Source organism: Morganella sp. GD04133 (assembly GCF_029835375.1).
Taxonomy (GTDB): domain Bacteria; phylum Pseudomonadota; class Gammaproteobacteria; order Enterobacterales; family Enterobacteriaceae; genus Morganella; species Morganella morganii_B.
The window spans coordinates 1-15,952 of sequence record NZ_JAODZS010000015.1 but is presented as its reverse complement, the minus strand read 5'-3'; the positions used below and the strand labels follow the sequence as shown (position 1 = coordinate 15,952).

At 48.6% G+C, this 15,952-nt stretch carries 14 protein-coding genes and 1 tRNA gene; 7 read left to right on the top strand and 8 right to left on the bottom strand.

The window, feature by feature from the left end; translation table 11 throughout:
- Window positions 1-149 precede the first annotated feature (149 nt).
- Window positions 150-716 (bottom strand): elongation factor P, encoded by a 567-nt coding sequence (gene efp, locus N7387_RS08960; RefSeq protein WP_004234989.1) that lies wholly within the window; start codon window positions 714-716, stop codon window positions 150-152.
- A gap of 40 nt (window positions 717-756) precedes the next feature.
- Between efp and epmB the strand changes: the two genes are divergently transcribed.
- Both epmB and N7387_RS08950 read left to right on the top strand, forming a co-directional pair.
- Entirely contained in the window at window positions 757-1,785 is a 1,029-nt protein-coding gene (gene epmB, locus N7387_RS08955) for an EF-P beta-lysylation protein EpmB (protein WP_279798282.1), read from the top strand.
- Between the two features lie 98 nt (window positions 1,786-1,883).
- Window positions 1,884-2,666 carry a class I SAM-dependent methyltransferase gene (locus tag N7387_RS08950; protein WP_279798280.1) on the top strand — a complete coding sequence of 261 codons (783 nt, stop codon included), beginning with the start codon at window positions 1,884-1,886 and terminating at the stop codon, window positions 2,664-2,666.
- Window positions 2,667-2,995: 329 nt separating this feature from the next.
- Here the strand turns inward: N7387_RS08950 and N7387_RS08945 are convergent, their stop codons facing one another.
- The 7 genes from N7387_RS08945 to N7387_RS08915 all read right to left on the bottom strand — a co-directional run bounded on the left by N7387_RS08945 (window position 2,996) and on the right by N7387_RS08915 (window position 10,328).
- Window positions 2,996-3,343 carry a DUF4156 domain-containing protein gene (locus N7387_RS08945; RefSeq protein WP_004234982.1) on the bottom strand — a complete coding sequence of 116 codons (348 nt, stop codon included), beginning with the start codon at window positions 3,341-3,343 and terminating at the stop codon, window positions 2,996-2,998.
- 187 nt (window positions 3,344-3,530) lie between these two features.
- The gene (locus N7387_RS08940) at window positions 3,531-4,901 is read right to left on the bottom strand and encodes an adenylosuccinate lyase family protein (protein WP_262860687.1); all 1,371 of its coding nucleotides are present in this window, start codon (window positions 4,899-4,901) and stop codon (window positions 3,531-3,533) included.
- Between the two features lie 11 nt (window positions 4,902-4,912).
- A complete protein-coding gene (locus N7387_RS08935; protein ID WP_262860673.1) occupies window positions 4,913-6,469 on the bottom strand; it encodes a PTS transporter subunit EIIC in 1,557 nt (518 codons plus the stop codon).
- Window positions 6,470-6,743: 274 nt separating this feature from the next.
- A complete protein-coding gene (locus tag N7387_RS08930; protein WP_279798276.1) occupies window positions 6,744-7,484 on the bottom strand; it encodes a MurR/RpiR family transcriptional regulator in 741 nt (246 codons plus the stop codon).
- A gap of 160 nt (window positions 7,485-7,644) precedes the next feature.
- On the bottom strand, window positions 7,645-9,291 hold the full coding sequence (gene groL, locus N7387_RS08925) for a chaperonin GroEL (RefSeq protein ID WP_004234968.1): 1,647 nt from the start codon (window positions 9,289-9,291) through the stop codon (window positions 7,645-7,647).
- A gap of 64 nt (window positions 9,292-9,355) precedes the next feature.
- Window positions 9,356-9,649 (bottom strand): co-chaperone GroES, encoded by a 294-nt coding sequence (locus tag N7387_RS08920; RefSeq protein ID WP_004240601.1) that lies wholly within the window; start codon window positions 9,647-9,649, stop codon window positions 9,356-9,358.
- 172 nt (window positions 9,650-9,821) lie between these two features.
- Window positions 9,822-10,328: an FxsA family protein gene (locus N7387_RS08915; RefSeq protein ID WP_025154712.1), complete on the bottom strand. Its 507-nt coding sequence runs from the start codon at window positions 10,326-10,328 to the stop codon at window positions 9,822-9,824.
- Window positions 10,329-10,706: 378 nt separating this feature from the next.
- Between N7387_RS08915 and aspA the strand changes: the two genes are divergently transcribed.
- The 5 genes from aspA to N7387_RS08890 all read left to right on the top strand — a co-directional run bounded on the left by aspA (window position 10,707) and on the right by N7387_RS08890 (window position 15,893).
- On the top strand, window positions 10,707-12,131 hold the full coding sequence (gene aspA / locus N7387_RS08910) for an aspartate ammonia-lyase (protein ID WP_262860670.1): 1,425 nt from the start codon (window positions 10,707-10,709) through the stop codon (window positions 12,129-12,131).
- 115 nt (window positions 12,132-12,246) lie between these two features.
- The gene (locus tag N7387_RS08905) at window positions 12,247-13,548 is read left to right on the top strand and encodes an anaerobic C4-dicarboxylate transporter (RefSeq protein WP_262860669.1); all 1,302 of its coding nucleotides are present in this window, start codon (window positions 12,247-12,249) and stop codon (window positions 13,546-13,548) included.
- Between the two features lie 114 nt (window positions 13,549-13,662).
- The gene (locus tag N7387_RS08900) at window positions 13,663-14,235 is read left to right on the top strand and encodes a transcriptional regulator (protein WP_262881771.1); all 573 of its coding nucleotides are present in this window, start codon (window positions 13,663-13,665) and stop codon (window positions 14,233-14,235) included.
- 127 nt (window positions 14,236-14,362) lie between these two features.
- Window positions 14,363-14,438 (top strand) — tRNA-Phe (locus N7387_RS08895).
- A 195-nt stretch (window positions 14,439-14,633) separates the two neighbouring features.
- On the top strand, window positions 14,634-15,893 hold the full coding sequence (locus N7387_RS08890; RefSeq protein ID WP_279798259.1) for an integrase arm-type DNA-binding domain-containing protein: 1,260 nt from the start codon (window positions 14,634-14,636) through the stop codon (window positions 15,891-15,893).
- Window positions 15,894-15,952: the final 59 nt, after the last annotated feature.

Here is a 15,952-nt window from a genome sequence, read left to right as displayed (position 1 = left end):
CAACACTGAATACCGGAAACCGAACTAAAAAAAGCCTGACTCCGGTCAGATACCGAAATCAGGCCTTACAAACCGCTTAACTAAAAATGTCCGGCTTTATGGCGTTACTTCATCTTTTCCGCGGCGATTTTGCAATTCATCACGTAATCTTATTTCACGCGGGAAACGTATTCACCTGAACGGGTGTCAACTTTGATTACTTCACCAATCTGTACGAACAGAGGCACTTTAACCACCGCACCTGTGCTCAGAGTCGCTGGTTTACCGCCGGTACCGGCAGTATCACCTTTCAGGCCCGGATCGGTTTCCGTGATTTCCAGCTCAACAAAGTTCGGCGGGGTAACCGCGATAGGACGGCCGTCCCACAGGGTAACGATACATTCCGCCTGGTCGATCAGCCATTTGGCGTTATCACCGATAGCTTTCTCATCCGCAGCCAGCTGCTCGAAGGTTTCGTTGTTCATGAAGTGCCAGAACTCACCGTCGTTATACAGGTAAGTCAGGTTCAGATCCATGACATCAGCGCCTTCCGCAGAGTCTGTTGATTTGAAGGTTTTCTCCAGCAGTTTGTTGGAGATCAGTTTACGCAGACGTACACGGGCGAATGCCTGACCTTTACCCGGTTTAACAAACTCACTTTCAACAACCACGCAAGGTTCGCCGTCTAACATAATTTTAAGACCTTGGCGAAATTCGTTGGTACTATAAGTAGCCATGGAAATCCTCTAATTTTAAATAAATGGCATAGCCAAAAAAATGGTCGATATTGTAACCCAAAAACAACCCGCCCGAGAAGTCTGGCTGCATCAACTCACTGATTCTGTCACTAACCCAACAGAACTGCTGGCAATATTAGGTCTGGAACAGGACGAAAACTGGCGTGCCGGTGCTGATGCCCGCCGGTTGTTTGCTCTGCGTGTCCCCCGTCCTTTTATCGCCAAAATGGAAAAAGGCAATCCGCGCGATCCGTTATTACTTCAGACCATGACACACAGGGCTGAATTTGACCTGACCCCGGGGTTCTCTGACGATCCGCTGGATGAACAACACAGTGTTGTTCCGGGACTACTGCATAAATATCACAACCGGGCATTGCTGTTAGTAAAAGGCGGGTGCGCGGTCAACTGCCGCTACTGTTTCCGCCGTCACTTCCCGTATGAGGACAATAAAGGCACCAGACATAACTGGCAGCAGGCGCTCGATTATATCGCTAACCATCCTGAACTCAATGAAATCATTTTCTCCGGCGGTGATCCGCTGATGGCAAAAGACCATGAGCTGGACTGGCTGCTGACGCAACTGGAAGCGATTCCCCATATTCAGCGGCTGCGTATTCACAGCCGTCTGCCGGTCGTGATCCCTGAACGCATCACACCGGGACTGATCGCGCGTTTCCGCGATTCACGGCTACAGATAATTTTAGTCACACATATCAATCACGCGAATGAAATCGACGATGCATTGAAAGAAAAAATGAATCAGTTGCGTGAAAGCGGCGTTACCCTGCTCAATCAGAGCGTTCTGCTGCGTGATGTGAATGACAATGCAGAGGTGCTGGCACAGCTCAGTAACGCGCTGTTTGACGCCGGTATTCTGCCTTATTACCTGCATGTGCTGGATAAAGTACAGGGTGCGGGACATTTTCTGATCAGTGATGACGAAGCCCGCCGCATCATGCACGATCTTCTGCCGCGTGTTTCCGGGTATCTGGTACCGCGTCTGACCCGGGAAATCGGCGGAGAACCGAGTAAAACGCCGATCGATCTCCGTCTGCGTCAGAGCTGAGTATTACCCCGTAAACACAGTCATCTGAAGAAATAGTATTTTACAGGCACCTTCAGACAGGTTAAATTACGCTCATTGTGTATTATGGAGTACAGATTATGACGGACTTTTTAACCTCAAACCAGGCCGCGTGGGATAAACAGGCGGAACAGCAGCAGGCGTGGTCAACACCGGTCAGCGCGGAGCTGATTGCAGCTGCCAGACAAGGGAAATGGGATGTGCATCTCACCCCGCTGCCGCTGCCGAAAACCTGGCTGGGGGATGTGAAAGGCAAACGCATTCTCTGTCTGGCCTCTGCCGGTGGTCAGCAGGCCCCGGTACTGGCTGCCGCCGGTGCTGATGTAACGGTGTTTGATTTATCAGATAAACAGCTTGAACATGATCGTCAGGTTGCTCAGCGCGACGGGCTGACACTGCAGGCGGTACAGGGCGACATGCGGGATCTCAGCGCATTTGCGGATGGTACTTTTGACTGCGTGTTCCATCCGATTTCCAATCTGTATATCCCGGATGTGAATCCGGTATGGCGTGAATGCCACCGCGTACTGAAAACCGGCGGCACACTGCTGGCCAGTTTCTTTAATTCAGTGGTCTTTGTCGGCGATCGTGATGTGAAATACCGCGAAGAAGGCATTATCAGACCGGCATATAAAATGCCGTTCTCTGAACTGGCAGCCTTAACACCAGAGCAGGTGGCAGAAAAGCAGGCACGGCAGGAGGCTTTTGTGTTTGGTCATTCCCTGACCGATTTAATCGGCGGACAACTGAAAGCCGGTTTTCATCTGACAGATTTTTATGAAGACTGGCAACCGAACCCGCGTTTTGTTATCGATAATTATCTGCCGACATTTATTGCCACTGCGGCAGTGAAGATTGGCTGAGTTTCCGTGCGTTTTCGTAAATACAGATACAACAAACCGTGATTACGGTGCCATGCTGATAACCGGTAAAAGCAGAAAGTCGCTGTGAACACATCCATGGCCCGCATGCTTTCTGTTCTTTTTTACCTGTTACCTGTGCTTTCTGCATCTGAATAAAAAAACCACCAGTTAATTTTAACGGCGGTTTTTTATCAGAATCTCAGGATTTCGCTAAATCATTTCGTTCAGAGCAAGGCGGCAAGCTAAGAGGCACGGGGAGCATACATCAGTATGTGACCCGGGCCGCTGAGCGCAGCCAACACCGCTATGGACGGAAGGATGACGCGAAATTATGGGCACTTAAAAACCTGACCAGTAAGCTTGCTATCCACCGGGATCAGGCTGGACACAATGGCTGACTCAGCCGGGCTGCCGAGACCATAAATCACATTACCGCCCATTGCGGCGGCTTTGTTACGCAGGTCATTTGCCGCACCGCGCATAGAGCTGCTTTCGTTACCGACACCGGTCATCCAGTTGCTCTGTACACCGGTAACTTCACCTAATTTCTGACATTCTGCCGGTGGCTGCTCTTCGGAAAAGCGGACCTGTGATCCGGCGGAGCTCAGTTCGTTCGTGGTCGTACAGCCTGCCAGTAATAACAGTGCCAGCGCACCGGGTAACATTTTAATCCGCATAGTTTTCCTCATTCACGGTTGGAAAAAATTTATACAGCTAATTTAACCACTTTGTGGCAGCGACTTCAAAAACTAATCGCTGAAAACCACCCGCTGATCGCAATCAGCCGCAAATTATGCATAAAAAAACCGGCACCTGAGTTTCCTCAGAGTGCCGGTTTGGTTTTCCCTGTGTCAGCCCGGTAATTTACTGATAGTCTTTTTTAATTTTCTGAGCAGCATCTGAACCGCGTTTTGCTTCTTTTTCGGCGATTTCGACAGACAGACCAATATACGCGCGCGGATCTAACATTGCTTTGATTTCTTCATTGCTGAAGGCGGCGGTAATGGTGTCGTTTTTCGTCAGGTTTGTGTAGAAATCCTCACCATCCGCGGCGGTTTTGATCGCTTCCTCATACAGTAATGAGTGAGCTTTATCTTTACCCAGCTTTTCCGCCATTTTCATCATCACGTACTCAGTGTTATCCAGCCCTTTGTTTCTCATGACGTTGTGCAGCATTCTTTCTTCATGAGGTACGATGGTTCTGGTGAGCTCTTCTGTTCTCAGCAGCACTTCGGTGGTCAGTTCGAGTGCTTCTTCGATCAGTCCGTCGAATAACATATAAGAGCTGCTGTCGCCCTCATACGGTCTGACGGCGGAGTACATGCCGACACCCGGCAGTGAGTACAGTTTCTGGGAATTCGCGATAATCCCTTTGGCCAGTTTCGGGTTAATTTTGTGCGGCATGGTGCTGCTGCCCACCGTGCCTTTGGTAAAGCCCTCGGAAACTTCCGCGATCTCTTCCAGCGTGGTGCTGTAAACTTCCTCACCGATTTTGTGGCAGATATTCGCCATCAGCGCCAGGTTCGCCATATACTCCAGTTTATGCGTACTCAGGTTGCGGGACGGCACTTCCATCGCATGCATGCCGGTCAGTTCAGCAACCCGCTTCTGGACTTCCAGACCGATACCCGGCATGGTGTTAAATGCCCCGACCGCACCGCCCATCATGATAGTGAATACCCGCTTTTCACACTCTTTCATGCGCTGGCTGCAATCAATAAAATCGCTGATCCACACCGCCACTTTGTAGCCGTAAGTGATAGGAATAGCATGACGCCCGTGTGTCCTGCCCGGCATCACCATGTGTTTGGTTTTTTCGGCAAGACGCGATAAATTTTCGAGGATCTCGCTTAACAGCAGCATAAATTTATTATGCACTGTTTTCATCATATACAGCTGCGAACTCTGCTGAATATTCTGGGTGGTAATACCGTAATGGATATATTTACCACTCTCTTCCGAGCAGGCATTCACTAATACTTTTAAAAACGGTACGAAGCCATGACCGATTTTCTGATAGATACGGCTCATTTCTTCAAAATCGATATTCTCAATAACCGCCTTTTCTTTAATTTCATCGGCAGCAGACCGGGGAATAAACCCCAGTTCTGCCTGTGCCTGAGCTAACACTGATTCAAACATCAGCCAGGTAGTGTATTTGGCCTCATCTGACAGCAGCGCTTTTATGCCGCGGTCATCGATGGTTTTACTTTTAGAATCATATAAAGCTCTCATCATATATCCTTTTATTTCTTCATTGCTTCATCAACAGCGTTGCGGACAAATTCAACCTTCGGTCCGTAAACAACATGGACGTGGTTTGCCGATGGAAAGAAGAATGCAGTACATCCTGATTCCGACATTAATTCTTTATCAATCTTATTCACTTCTTCGATATCGATACGCATACGGGTAATACAGTTATCGACGTTGCGGATATTTTGTTTTCCGCCTAAAGCCTCGATAAGAATTTCCGCAATTTCACCATAACGTTTTTCTTTAATTAACGTGTTTTTCAGATTGCTGGATTCTTCACGGCCCGGCGTTTTAATATCGAACCGGAGGATCGCCCAGCGGAAGATAAAGAACGTCACCACCGCCAGACCGGTACCGATAAGCACCAGGAATATCCAGTTTGTGCGCTCGTACAGCAGACCGAAAATCGTGAAATCGAAGATGGTTCCGCGGATATAACCAATCGCGACACCAGCAAATGACAGCAATACCGCACCAATCCCCACGATGATGGCATAAATTAAATACAGCAGCGGTGCGATAAACACGAAGGTAAATTCGAGCGGTTCCGTGACGTTACCGAGCATGGCAGTCAGTACCATCGTCACCAGCATGGATTTCACTTCCGCACGGTTCTCTTTCTTCGATGTTTTATAGATAGCTAATGCTATTGCCGGGAACAGGAACAGCGTCACCAGCATTTGCTGCTGCGCCATAAAGCGCGTCAGGCTTGGCATCATCGCCCAGTATTCCGTTCCCGGGCCCTGTTTGAATAACACTTCAGTCAATGCCGGAACAACACCAACATAGGTTTGCCCGTCGATTACATAGGTACCGCCGGCTTCGGTAAATCTGAACAACACGTTCCAGACGTGGTGCAGACCGAACGGAATAAACAGACGCTCACCACCCGCCGTAAAGAACGGCCCGACAGGGCTGAGGAAGACAGCAGAGAGTTTCATCAGCCCCTGAACCAGCACTTCCCAGATAAACGGTAATGTCGCGCCGACCATGATCATCAGGCCGACCATAATGATGGAAACAGATTTTTTACCGGAGAAAAACGCAAAGGCTGTCGGCAGTTCAAGGTTATAGAACTTGTCCGTTGCCCACGCGGCAATCAGACCGGTGATGATCCCTCCGGCGGCACTGATATTTAAGGTCTGGATCCCCAGAACCTTAATTTGCCCCACCTGCCCCATAATGGCCGGATCCGCCAGTTTACCGGTGAGTACCAGCCAGATATTCATGGTGATAATCAGCGACAAATACCCCACCACAGAGGCAAAGACCGCGATCCCCTTATCACGCTGGCTCATCCCGTAGGCAACCCCCATGGCAAAGAGCAGCGGAATGTTGTCAAAAATAACCCCCGCAATAGAGCGGATGCTGACAAGCAGTGCGTTAACCGTTTCATTTCCGAGGAAAGGGAACCGGGCGATCATGTAGGTCTGCACTAATGCACCGCTGATCCCCAGAATCATACCTATCGGAGCCAGAACCCCGATAGGCAGGAGCAGTGTCCGGCCAAAGCGCTGGATCGACTCCCCGAATTTTCTTTTAGCCATATTATTTTCCCTGCGACGAAGAATATTGATATTACCCGGAATACTAGCACTGCGTTTTTGAAATGAAATGATGGTACGGTTTTAAATATTATCTCAGGTCTTATATTATGACCCGGGTCATTTCCAGGTGATAATGACTTTAAAATCATAGCGATAATGATTTTTAAGACGTTCTGTTAATGATTTTTCGAACAAACAATTATTTTAAAAACAGCAGGAATTATTGAACGAAAAGCATTCAATTCAACTTAAGCTAAATAATGAGCGCATTTATTTACAGCAAACTTTCCAGCTCATTAATTAATAAATCCACCAGGATAAAAAATCCTGTTCTGGACTTTGAGTCATCCCGTTTGGTGTCATAACTGTCAGAGAAGCAAAAGAGAGTGTTATTTGCGTAAGTGGTCAGTTCATTGGTGTGGAAGGCGGTCATACTGATGATATGGGCATCTTTCAGCTGGACGATTTTTGCGGTTTCAATAATCTTTTTGGTTCCGCCGGAGAGAGAGATAAAAATCACAGTGTCATCTTTGCTGACAAGGCGGGTGAAGGAGTCAGAAAGGTTATAATCATTAATAAAAAAGCAGTGCAGCCCCAGCGAAAATAATAAATGCTCCAGATAGTAACCGACCGCCTTACTGGTTCCCCGCGCCACCAGAAAGATATTCCGTGAACCGCGCAATGTTTTTGCACAATCGCGGATCTGCTCTTCATTAATCAGTGTGAAGGTCTTATGAATATTATTCTCGAGCTGTTTTTTATAGGATGCCGGTGCTTTTTTCTCTGCTTTATTTTGTGAGAGGATATGATTGTTAATCTGAAATTTAAGTTCTTTAAACCCGCTGAAACCTAATTTCTGCGATAAATTGATAATCACCGTTTTGGAAACAAACGTTTTGGCGACTAATTCATTAATATTCAGCCAGGGGATATCGGCAATATTTTCGGTAAGATATTTTAATACTTTCTTCTCACTGACGGTTAAGTTATCGTAATTCTTCAGAAAATCCAGCATATCCGCACTCCCCCATTTCAGCAGCGATATCCTTCAATAGTACCTCATAATGATGATAAACAGTGGGATATTATGAAAGACAAACCGGACACACAAAAAAGCCTGTAACCACTTAAGGTTACAGGCTTTTTCAGCAAACAATTGCAGTCAGACTACATGATTACATCATGCCGCCCATACCGCCCATGCCGCCCATACCACCGGCTGCACCTAAATCCATTTTGTCGTCTTTAGGCAGTTCAGTGATCATCGCTTCAGTGGTGATCATCAGACCCGCGATAGAACCGGCGAACTGCAGAGCAGAACGGGTGACTTTAGTCGGATCCAGGATACCCATTGCGATCATGTCGCCGTATTCTTCGGTTGCTGCGTTGTAACCGTAGTTACCCTTACCGCCTTTCACGGTGTTAACAACAACAGATGGTTCTTCACCGGCGTTTTCAACGATCTGACGCATAGGTGCTTCCATTGCGCGCAGCGCAACACGGATACCCACGTTCTGATCTTCGTTATCACCGGTCAGCGCAGTCAGGGCAGCCGCAACGCGGACTAATGCAGTACCGCCACCGGCAACCACACCTTCTTCAACCGCTGCGCGGGTTGCATGCAGAGCATCGTCAACACGGGCACGTTTTTCTTTCATTTCAACTTCAGTTGCCGCACCGACTTTGATGACAGCAACACCGCCTGCCAGTTTCGCTACGCGCTCCTGCAGTTTTTCACGGTCGTAATCTGAGGTTGAATCTTCGATCTGCTGACGGATCTGACCAACGCGTGCTGCGATAGTCTCTTCGTCACCCACACCATCAATGATAGTGGTGGTATCTTTGTTGATAACGATACGTTTTGCCTGACCCAGGTCTTCCAGAGTCGCTTTTTCCAGCTCCATACCGATCTCTTCAGAGATAACAGTACCGTTGGTCAGGGTTGCGATATCCTGCAGCATCGCTTTACGACGGTCGCCGAAGCCCGGTGCTTTCACTGCAGCCACTTTCACGATACCGCGCATGGTGTTAACCACCAGTGTTGCCAGCGCTTCACCTTCAACATCTTCTGCGATGATCATCAGCGGTTTGCTTGCTTTGGCAACGCCTTCCAGAACCGGCAGCAGTTCACGGATGTTGGAGATTTTTTTGTCGACCAGCAGGATGTACGGGTTTTCTAATTCAACAGAACCGGTTTCCGGTTTGTTGATGAAATACGGGGAGAGGTAACCGCGGTCGAACTGCATACCTTCAACAACATCCAGTTCATCTTCCAGGCCGGTGCCTTCTTCAACAGTGATAACGCCTTCTTTGCCGACTTTATCCATTGCTTCTGCAATCAGTTTACCGACGGTTTCATCGGAGTTTGCAGAGATAGTACCTACCTGCGCGATTGCAGTGGTATCAGAGCATGGTGCAGACAGTTTTTTCAGTTCTTCAACGGCTGCAACAACGGCTTTATCGATACCGCGTTTCAGATCCATCGGGTTCATGCCCGCAGCAACGGCTTTCAGGCCTTCAGTGATGATAGACTGAGCCAGTACGGTTGCAGTGGTGGTACCGTCGCCCGCCGCGTCGTTCGCTTTGGAGGCAACTTCTTTCACCATCTGTGCGCCCATGTTTTCGAACTTGTCGTCCAGCTCGATTTCACGCGCAACAGACACACCATCTTTCGTGATAACCGGTGCGCCGAAAGATTTGTCTAACACAACGTTACGGCCTTTCGGACCTAAAGTGACTTTTACTGCGTCTGCCAGAACATTGACACCACGGAGCATTTTAACACGGGCGTCGTTACCGAATTTTACGTCTTTAGCTGCCATTATTTCTATTCCTTCGAATGCTTTTATGGTTTAAGAAGATCTGAGTACAACCAGTACGGTGTAATTATGCTTCGACAATCGCCAGGATGTCGCTTTCAGACATAATCAGCACTTCTTCATTATCAATTTTTTCAGCTTTTACGCCGTAACCATCATTGAAAATCACGATATCACCGACTTTAACGTCGAGTGGTTTCATTTCGCCGTTTTCCAGGATGCGACCGTTACCTACTGCCAGCACTTCACCACGGGTCGATTTACCTGCCGCTGTACCGGTCAGGACGATCCCGCCCGCTGATTTCGCTTCAACTTCTTTACGCTTAACAATAACACGGTCGTGCAAAGGACGAATTTTCATTGATAGATCTCCTGTAAAAAAATCCGTATCAAATAACGTGGATTAAAGGTTCAGGCCGGATACTAATACCATTGCCATGTTTGAGCAGATGGGGTCAGTGCCGGACAAGTTCAAGGGGGCAGAGACGAAAAAAATACGAAATTTCACGGTCTCTGTCCAAACTGTTCAGATATCAGGGTTTATCCTGCGGGTTATCATCGTTGTGCGATGCCGGTGACTGGTTGAGCCGCTGTGATGGTGTGTCCCCCCGGCGCTCAAACTCCCCTTCATAGACATTCCCCTGGTTTGCCGCGTTACCGGCGAACGGGTTCGTCCGCGGCTGATACACACGGATAAACGGCAGCACACGGGATACCAGCAGTTTTTGTACCGGCGGCAGCAGCAGCAACAGCCCTAAGAAATCGGTGAAAAAGCCCGGCAGAACCAGCAGGATCCCGGCCAGCACCAGAGAAACGCTTTTGATCATTTCTGCCGCCGGGCTTTCACCCGCCTGAATTTTCTGCTGAATCAGACTCAGATTACGCATTCCCTGGTTGCGCACCAGAGACACGCCGAGACAGGATGTCAGCACCACCAGCACCAGTGTCATAAACACACCGATGGCGGATGCCACATGAACAAATATGACCGCCTCAATATAAATCAGCAGACAAATGAGGATAAGGGGTAACCAACGCATAACGTCTTCCTTATGTGGTGCACTGTGATGTAAAAAACCGCCCCTTTGTCAGCCTTTGTGAACTACTTCTAAGAGACGCGCTGTAAATTCGATTTTTAGTCATAGATGTTCATAATGATGGGGTCATTTTCGATGTTTTCAAGCGCCGCATGTGCCGGAATCGCACATGATATTTGTGATTTATCGCACATAAGAGTGATAATAGTGCAAACATTTCAGTTAATAAGTGATCTGGCTAAAAGGATTCAACGCAAATTCAGCATATCATCACTGCGAATGCAATAAACTAAGTGATACTCACTATTAATATCGGACAAAATAATATAATTGCTGTTCTTACTATTAAGTAAGGCAACCATTCAATCAAAGAAGGTTCTCATGTCAAATAATTTTCGTATCGAAGAAGACCTGCTGGGTAAACGCGAAGTGCCGGACGATGTGTACTATGGTGTCCATACACTGCGGGCTATCGAAAATTTCTATATCAGCGACCGTACAATCAATGATGTCCCGGAATTTATCCGTGGCATGGTGATGGTGAAAAAAGCCGCTGCCATGGCGAATAAAGAACTCCACACTATTCCGCGTGCCATTGCGGATACCATTATCAAAGCCTGCGATGAAGTCCTGATCCACGGTAAATGTATGGATCAGTTCCCTGTGGATGTTTTCCAGGGCGGTGCCGGTACCTCACTGAACATGAATACAAACGAAGTGCTGGCAAATATCGGTCTGGAACTGATGGGCCACAAAAAAGGGGAATATGAGTTCCTTAACCCGAACGACCACCTGAACAAAGCGCAGTCCACCAACGACGCTTACCCGACCGGCTTCCGTATCGCCGTCTACAATTCAATCAGCCAGCTGATTAAATCTGTTGAGTATCTGAAAGGCACCTTTGATGCCAAATCCGATGAATTCAAAGACATTCTGAAAATGGGCCGCACCCAGTTACAGGATGCCGTTCCGATGACATTAGGCCAGGAATTCCATGCCTTTGCTGTCCTGATGAAAGAAGAAATCAAAAACCTGCATCACACCGCTCAGCTGGTGCTGGAAGTTAACCTTGGTGCCACCGCGATTGGTACCGGGCTGAACACCGCACCGGGTTATCAGAAACTGGCGGTGGAGAAACTGGCGGAAGTCACCGGTCTGCCGTGTGTACCGGCAGAAGACCTGATTGAAGCCACCTCTGACTGCGGTGCTTACGTGATGCTGCACAGCGCGCTGAAACGCCTGGCGATGAAACTCTCCAAAATCTGTAATGACCTGCGTCTGCTCTCTTCCGGTCCGCGTGCGGGTCTCAAAGAGATCAATCTGCCGGAAATGCAGGCGGGTTCTTCTATCATGCCGGCTAAAGTGAACCCGGTGATTCCGGAAGTGGTAAACCAGGCCTGTTTCAAAGTCATTGGTAACGATGTGTGCGTCACTATGGCGGCCGAAGCGGGTCAGTTACAGCTGAACGTGATGGAACCGGCTATCGGTCAGGCCATGTTTGAATCTATCTCTCTGCTGAGCAACGCCTGCCGCAATCTGGGTGAAAAATGCGTTTCCGGTATTACGGCCAACAAAGAAATTTGTGAAGCGTATGTATTCAATTCTATCGGTATCGTGACCTACCTGAACCCGTTCATCGGTCACCATAACGGGGATATCGTCGGTAAGATTTGCGCGGAAACCGGCAAGAGCGTACGCGAAGTGGTTCTGGAGCGCGGCCTGCTGACAGAAGCTGAGCTGGACGATATTTTCTCGATTGATAACTTAAAAAACCCAGCCTATAAAGCAAAGCGTTTTGATGATTAATATAATAATAAGAAATACATAGAACACAAAAGCACGTCATCGCAAGGTAACGTGCTTTTTTATTACCCTACTACAAAAATTTAACATTTTTCTACGGGATTTTACAGGAGCACTTATGCTAGCCATCGAATTTATTATCGTACTGCTGGCCATTTATCTCGGGGCTCGCCTCGGAGGGATAGGTATCGGTTTTGCCGGCGGACTGGGGGTTCTCGCCCTCGCCGCCATCGGCGTGAAACCGGGCAGTATCCCGTTCGACGTGATCTCCATTATAATGGCTGTAATCGCTGCAATCTCTGCCATGCAGGTCGCGGGCGGGCTGGATTATCTGGTTCAGCAGACTGAAAAACTGCTGCGCCGCAATCCGCGCTATATCACCATCCTCGCCCCGATCGTTACCTATTTTCTGACACTGTTTGCCGGCACCGGTAATATTTCACTGGCGACCCTGCCGGTGATCACCGAAGTTGCCAAAGAACAGGGGATTAAACCTTCCCGTCCGCTTTCCACTGCTGTTGTGGCGGCACAGATTGGGATCACCGCATCACCGATTTCAGCGGCGGTGGTGTATATGTCATCGGTCATGGAGCCGATGGGCGTCAGTTATCTGCATTTGCTGATGATCCTGCTGCCATCCACCTTTGTTGCGATCATCCTGATGTCCTTTATTGTCTCCTGGCTGTTTGATGACAAACTTGCTGATGACCCGGTCTTTAAGAAACGCCTTGCCGAAGGTGTGGTGGAACTGAACCGCAGTGAAAAAGCCGCCATCAAACCGGCTGCCAAGCTGTCTGTTCTCCTGTTCCTGCTCGGTGTCCTGTCTGTTGTGGTCTTTGCGGTTGTCAACAGTAAGAGTGTCGGTCTGCTGTCTGAACCGATTATGACAACCACTAACGCCATCCTGATTATCATGCTCAGTGTCGCGACACTTATCACCCTGATTTGTAAGGTAGAGACAGATATCATCCTGAACTCCAGTACCTTTAAAGCCGGGATGAGCGCCTGTATCTGTATCCTGGGTGTGGCGTGGCTGGGCGATACCTTCGTTCAGGCGAACCTGGACTGGATCAAACTGACTGCCGGTGATTTAATCACGCAGCATCCGTGGCTGCTGGCGGTTATTTTCTTCTTCTGTTCTGCCCTGCTCTATTCACAGGCCGCCACCGCCAAAGCACTGATGCCGATGGCGCTGGCGCTGGGTGTCACACCACTGACTGCCATTGCCTCTTTCTCAGCGGTTTCCGGCCTGTTTATCCTGCCGACCTACCCGACACTGGTCGCGGCGGTTCAGATGGATGACACCGGGACCACCCGTATCGGCAAACTGGTCTTCAACCACCCGTTCTTTATCCCGGGCACCATTGGTGTTGCCCTGTCGGTCTGCTTCGGCTTCCTGATCGGCAGTATTGTTCTGTAATTCCCTGCAATCTCAATCCGCCCTCCCGGGCGGATTTTATTTTTCTGCGTCTCTCGCCTTTCCCCGGTACTCACGTTATTCTGGATTATATGCCTCTATCAGGGAGAACCTGCTGTGCAACGTGAAGACGTCCTCAATCAGGCACTGAGTCTGCTGGAAAACCGCGGCCTTCTGATGTCTGAAGCCACCCTCAACGATAACCTGGACATTGATCCCGAACGCCTGCGGATTTTCTGGCCGACCCGTAATGACCTGCTCTACGACTGCCTGCGTTACCACGGTAATCAGATTGATATCTGGCAGCGCCGCGTTCTGCTGGATGAGTCTCTGTCCTGTGAAGACAAACTGCTTGCCCGTTACACGGCACTGGCGGAACGTGTCAGGGAAAACCGTTTTCCGGGATGCCTGTTTATTGCGGCCAGCAGCGCATTTCCTGATACGGATCACCCGATCCATCAGTTATCCCGCCAGCAGAAACAAAGTGCCTTTGCATTCACTACAGAGCTGCTCAGAGAGCTGGATATTGATGACTGTGATATGGTGGCCCGTCAGCTGGAACTGATTCTGGAAGGATGCCTGAGCAAGCTGCTGATTTCCCGCAGCACCGGTGATATTGATACGGCCCGCCGGCTGGCGGAAGATGTGCTGACTATCGCCCGCTGCCGTAAAAATGGTGCGCTCAGCTGATTTATTCATCACCTGCATAAATTGCGTCCGCATTCTGCATAAAAAGAGCACACTCACACTTTTTTTATGGTTTTTTGACAGAAAGGCATTGACGCAAACCACGGAATACGGTTTAATGCGCCCCGTTGCCCGGATAGCTCAGTCGGTAGAGCAGGGGATTGAAAATCCCCGTGTCCTTGGTTCGATTCCGAGTCCGGGCACCAAATTCATGTCAACGGACCTCTACGGAGGTCCGTTTTCGTTTATAAAGCCCGCCAGATATCTACTTCTCCGTAGTTCTTCATTCAACCCAACTCAACCAAATTCTACCCGCATCAAGTCACTTGCGTGGGTACAAATGAGGGTATACCCTGATTCGACAGGAATTTGTACCCTCTCGCCTTCCGGAGACCCCTTTTATGGCACTTACTGACGCTAAGATTCGGGCTGCAAAACCGAAAGAAAAACCCTATAAACTTGCTGATTCCGGCAACATGTTTTTGCTTGTTCATCCCAATGGCTCACGTTACTGGAGACTCCGCTACCGCTTTCAGGGAAAAGAAAAAACATTGGCTCTGGGAATTTATCCTGAATTGTCCCTTTCTGACGCACGTGATAAAAGAGACAGCGCACGTAAGCAGATTGCTGAGGGTATCGACCCTTGCGAACAGAAACGGATAAAGAAAGCGTTACCAGACGCTTCACAAAGCTTTGAAGCCATTGCCGGACTTTGGCATAAAAGCAACAAAACCTGGTCAGAATCCCACAGGGAAAAAACCTGGAAAAGCCTTCAGACGCATGTTTTCCCTTATATTGGTTCACGGGATATTACATCACTGAAAACACCTGATTTACTTATTCCGGTTAAAGCTGCTGAAGCAAAAGAGATTTATGAAGTAGCAGCCCGTCTTCAACAGCGAATTTCCGCTATCATGCGATATGCCGCACAGTCCGGGATCATTGATTATAATCCCGCTACCGATATGGCGGGGGCGCTGGCCACAGTTAAACGACAGCACAGACCTGCATTGCCACTGAGTCGGATATCTGAGTTACTGGAACGTCTTGATACTTACCGGGGACAAATCATGACCAGACTGGCAACACAGCTTTCTTTGCTGATATTTATCCGCTCCAGTGAATTTCGCTTTGCCCGCTGGCCCGAGATAGATTTTGAAAAAGCCATGTGGACTATCCCCTCTGAACGAAAACCAATTAAAGGTGTAAAATTCTCTCATCGTGGCTCAAAAATGCGTACAGAGCACCTGGTACCGCTTTCAACTCAGGCGCTGGATATTCTCCGGGTGATTCACACTATCAGCGGTGAGCATGAATTGATCTTCACGGGTGATCACAATCCCTGGAAGCCGATGAGTGAAAACACGGTAAATAATGCATTACGACTTATGGGATACGATACGAAAGTTGATGTTTGTGGTCACGGCTTCAGAGCTATGGCCTGTAGTTCATTGATCGAATCAGGATTATGGTCAAGAGATGCGGTAGAGCGTCAGATGAGCCACCAGGAGCGTAATGGTGTACGTGCAGCTTATATTCACAAGGCGGAGTTTCTCGAGGAACGCAGACTGATGCTGCAATGGTGGGCTGATTTTCTGGATGCTAACCGAGAACAAACTATTTCACCTTTTGATTATGCGAAAGTGAATAATCCTTTTTAAGTAATCATAGTTAATACTTTATTGTAATACGTCTTATTCAATAAACTTATACCACTGAA

Excerpts from the sequence above, each read along its gene's own strand:
- efp (WP_004234989.1), bottom strand. The coding sequence starts at position 716 with ATGGCTACTTATAGTACCAACGAATTTCGCCAAGGTCTTAAAATTATG.
- epmB (WP_279798282.1), top strand. The coding sequence starts at position 757 with ATGGTCGATATTGTAACCCAAAAACAACCCGCCCGAGAAGTCTGGCTG.
- N7387_RS08950 (WP_279798280.1), top strand. The coding sequence starts at position 1,884 with ATGACGGACTTTTTAACCTCAAACCAGGCCGCGTGGGATAAACAGGCG.
- N7387_RS08945 (WP_004234982.1), bottom strand. The coding sequence starts at position 3,343 with ATGCGGATTAAAATGTTACCCGGTGCGCTGGCACTGTTATTACTGGCA.
- N7387_RS08940 (WP_262860687.1), bottom strand. The coding sequence starts at position 4,901 with ATGAGAGCTTTATATGATTCTAAAAGTAAAACCATCGATGACCGCGGC.
- N7387_RS08935 (WP_262860673.1), bottom strand. The coding sequence starts at position 6,469 with ATGGCTAAAAGAAAATTCGGGGAGTCGATCCAGCGCTTTGGCCGGACA.
- N7387_RS08930 (WP_279798276.1), bottom strand. The coding sequence starts at position 7,484 with ATGCTGGATTTTCTGAAGAATTACGATAACTTAACCGTCAGTGAGAAG.
- groL (WP_004234968.1), bottom strand. The coding sequence starts at position 9,291 with ATGGCAGCTAAAGACGTAAAATTCGGTAACGACGCCCGTGTTAAAATG.
- N7387_RS08920 (WP_004240601.1), bottom strand. The coding sequence starts at position 9,649 with ATGAAAATTCGTCCTTTGCACGACCGTGTTATTGTTAAGCGTAAAGAA.
- N7387_RS08915 (WP_025154712.1), bottom strand. The coding sequence starts at position 10,328 with ATGCGTTGGTTACCCCTTATCCTCATTTGTCTGCTGATTTATATTGAG.
- aspA (WP_262860670.1), top strand. The coding sequence starts at position 10,707 with ATGTCAAATAATTTTCGTATCGAAGAAGACCTGCTGGGTAAACGCGAA.
- N7387_RS08905 (WP_262860669.1), top strand. The coding sequence starts at position 12,247 with ATGCTAGCCATCGAATTTATTATCGTACTGCTGGCCATTTATCTCGGG.
- N7387_RS08890 (WP_279798259.1), top strand. The coding sequence starts at position 14,634 with ATGGCACTTACTGACGCTAAGATTCGGGCTGCAAAACCGAAAGAAAAA.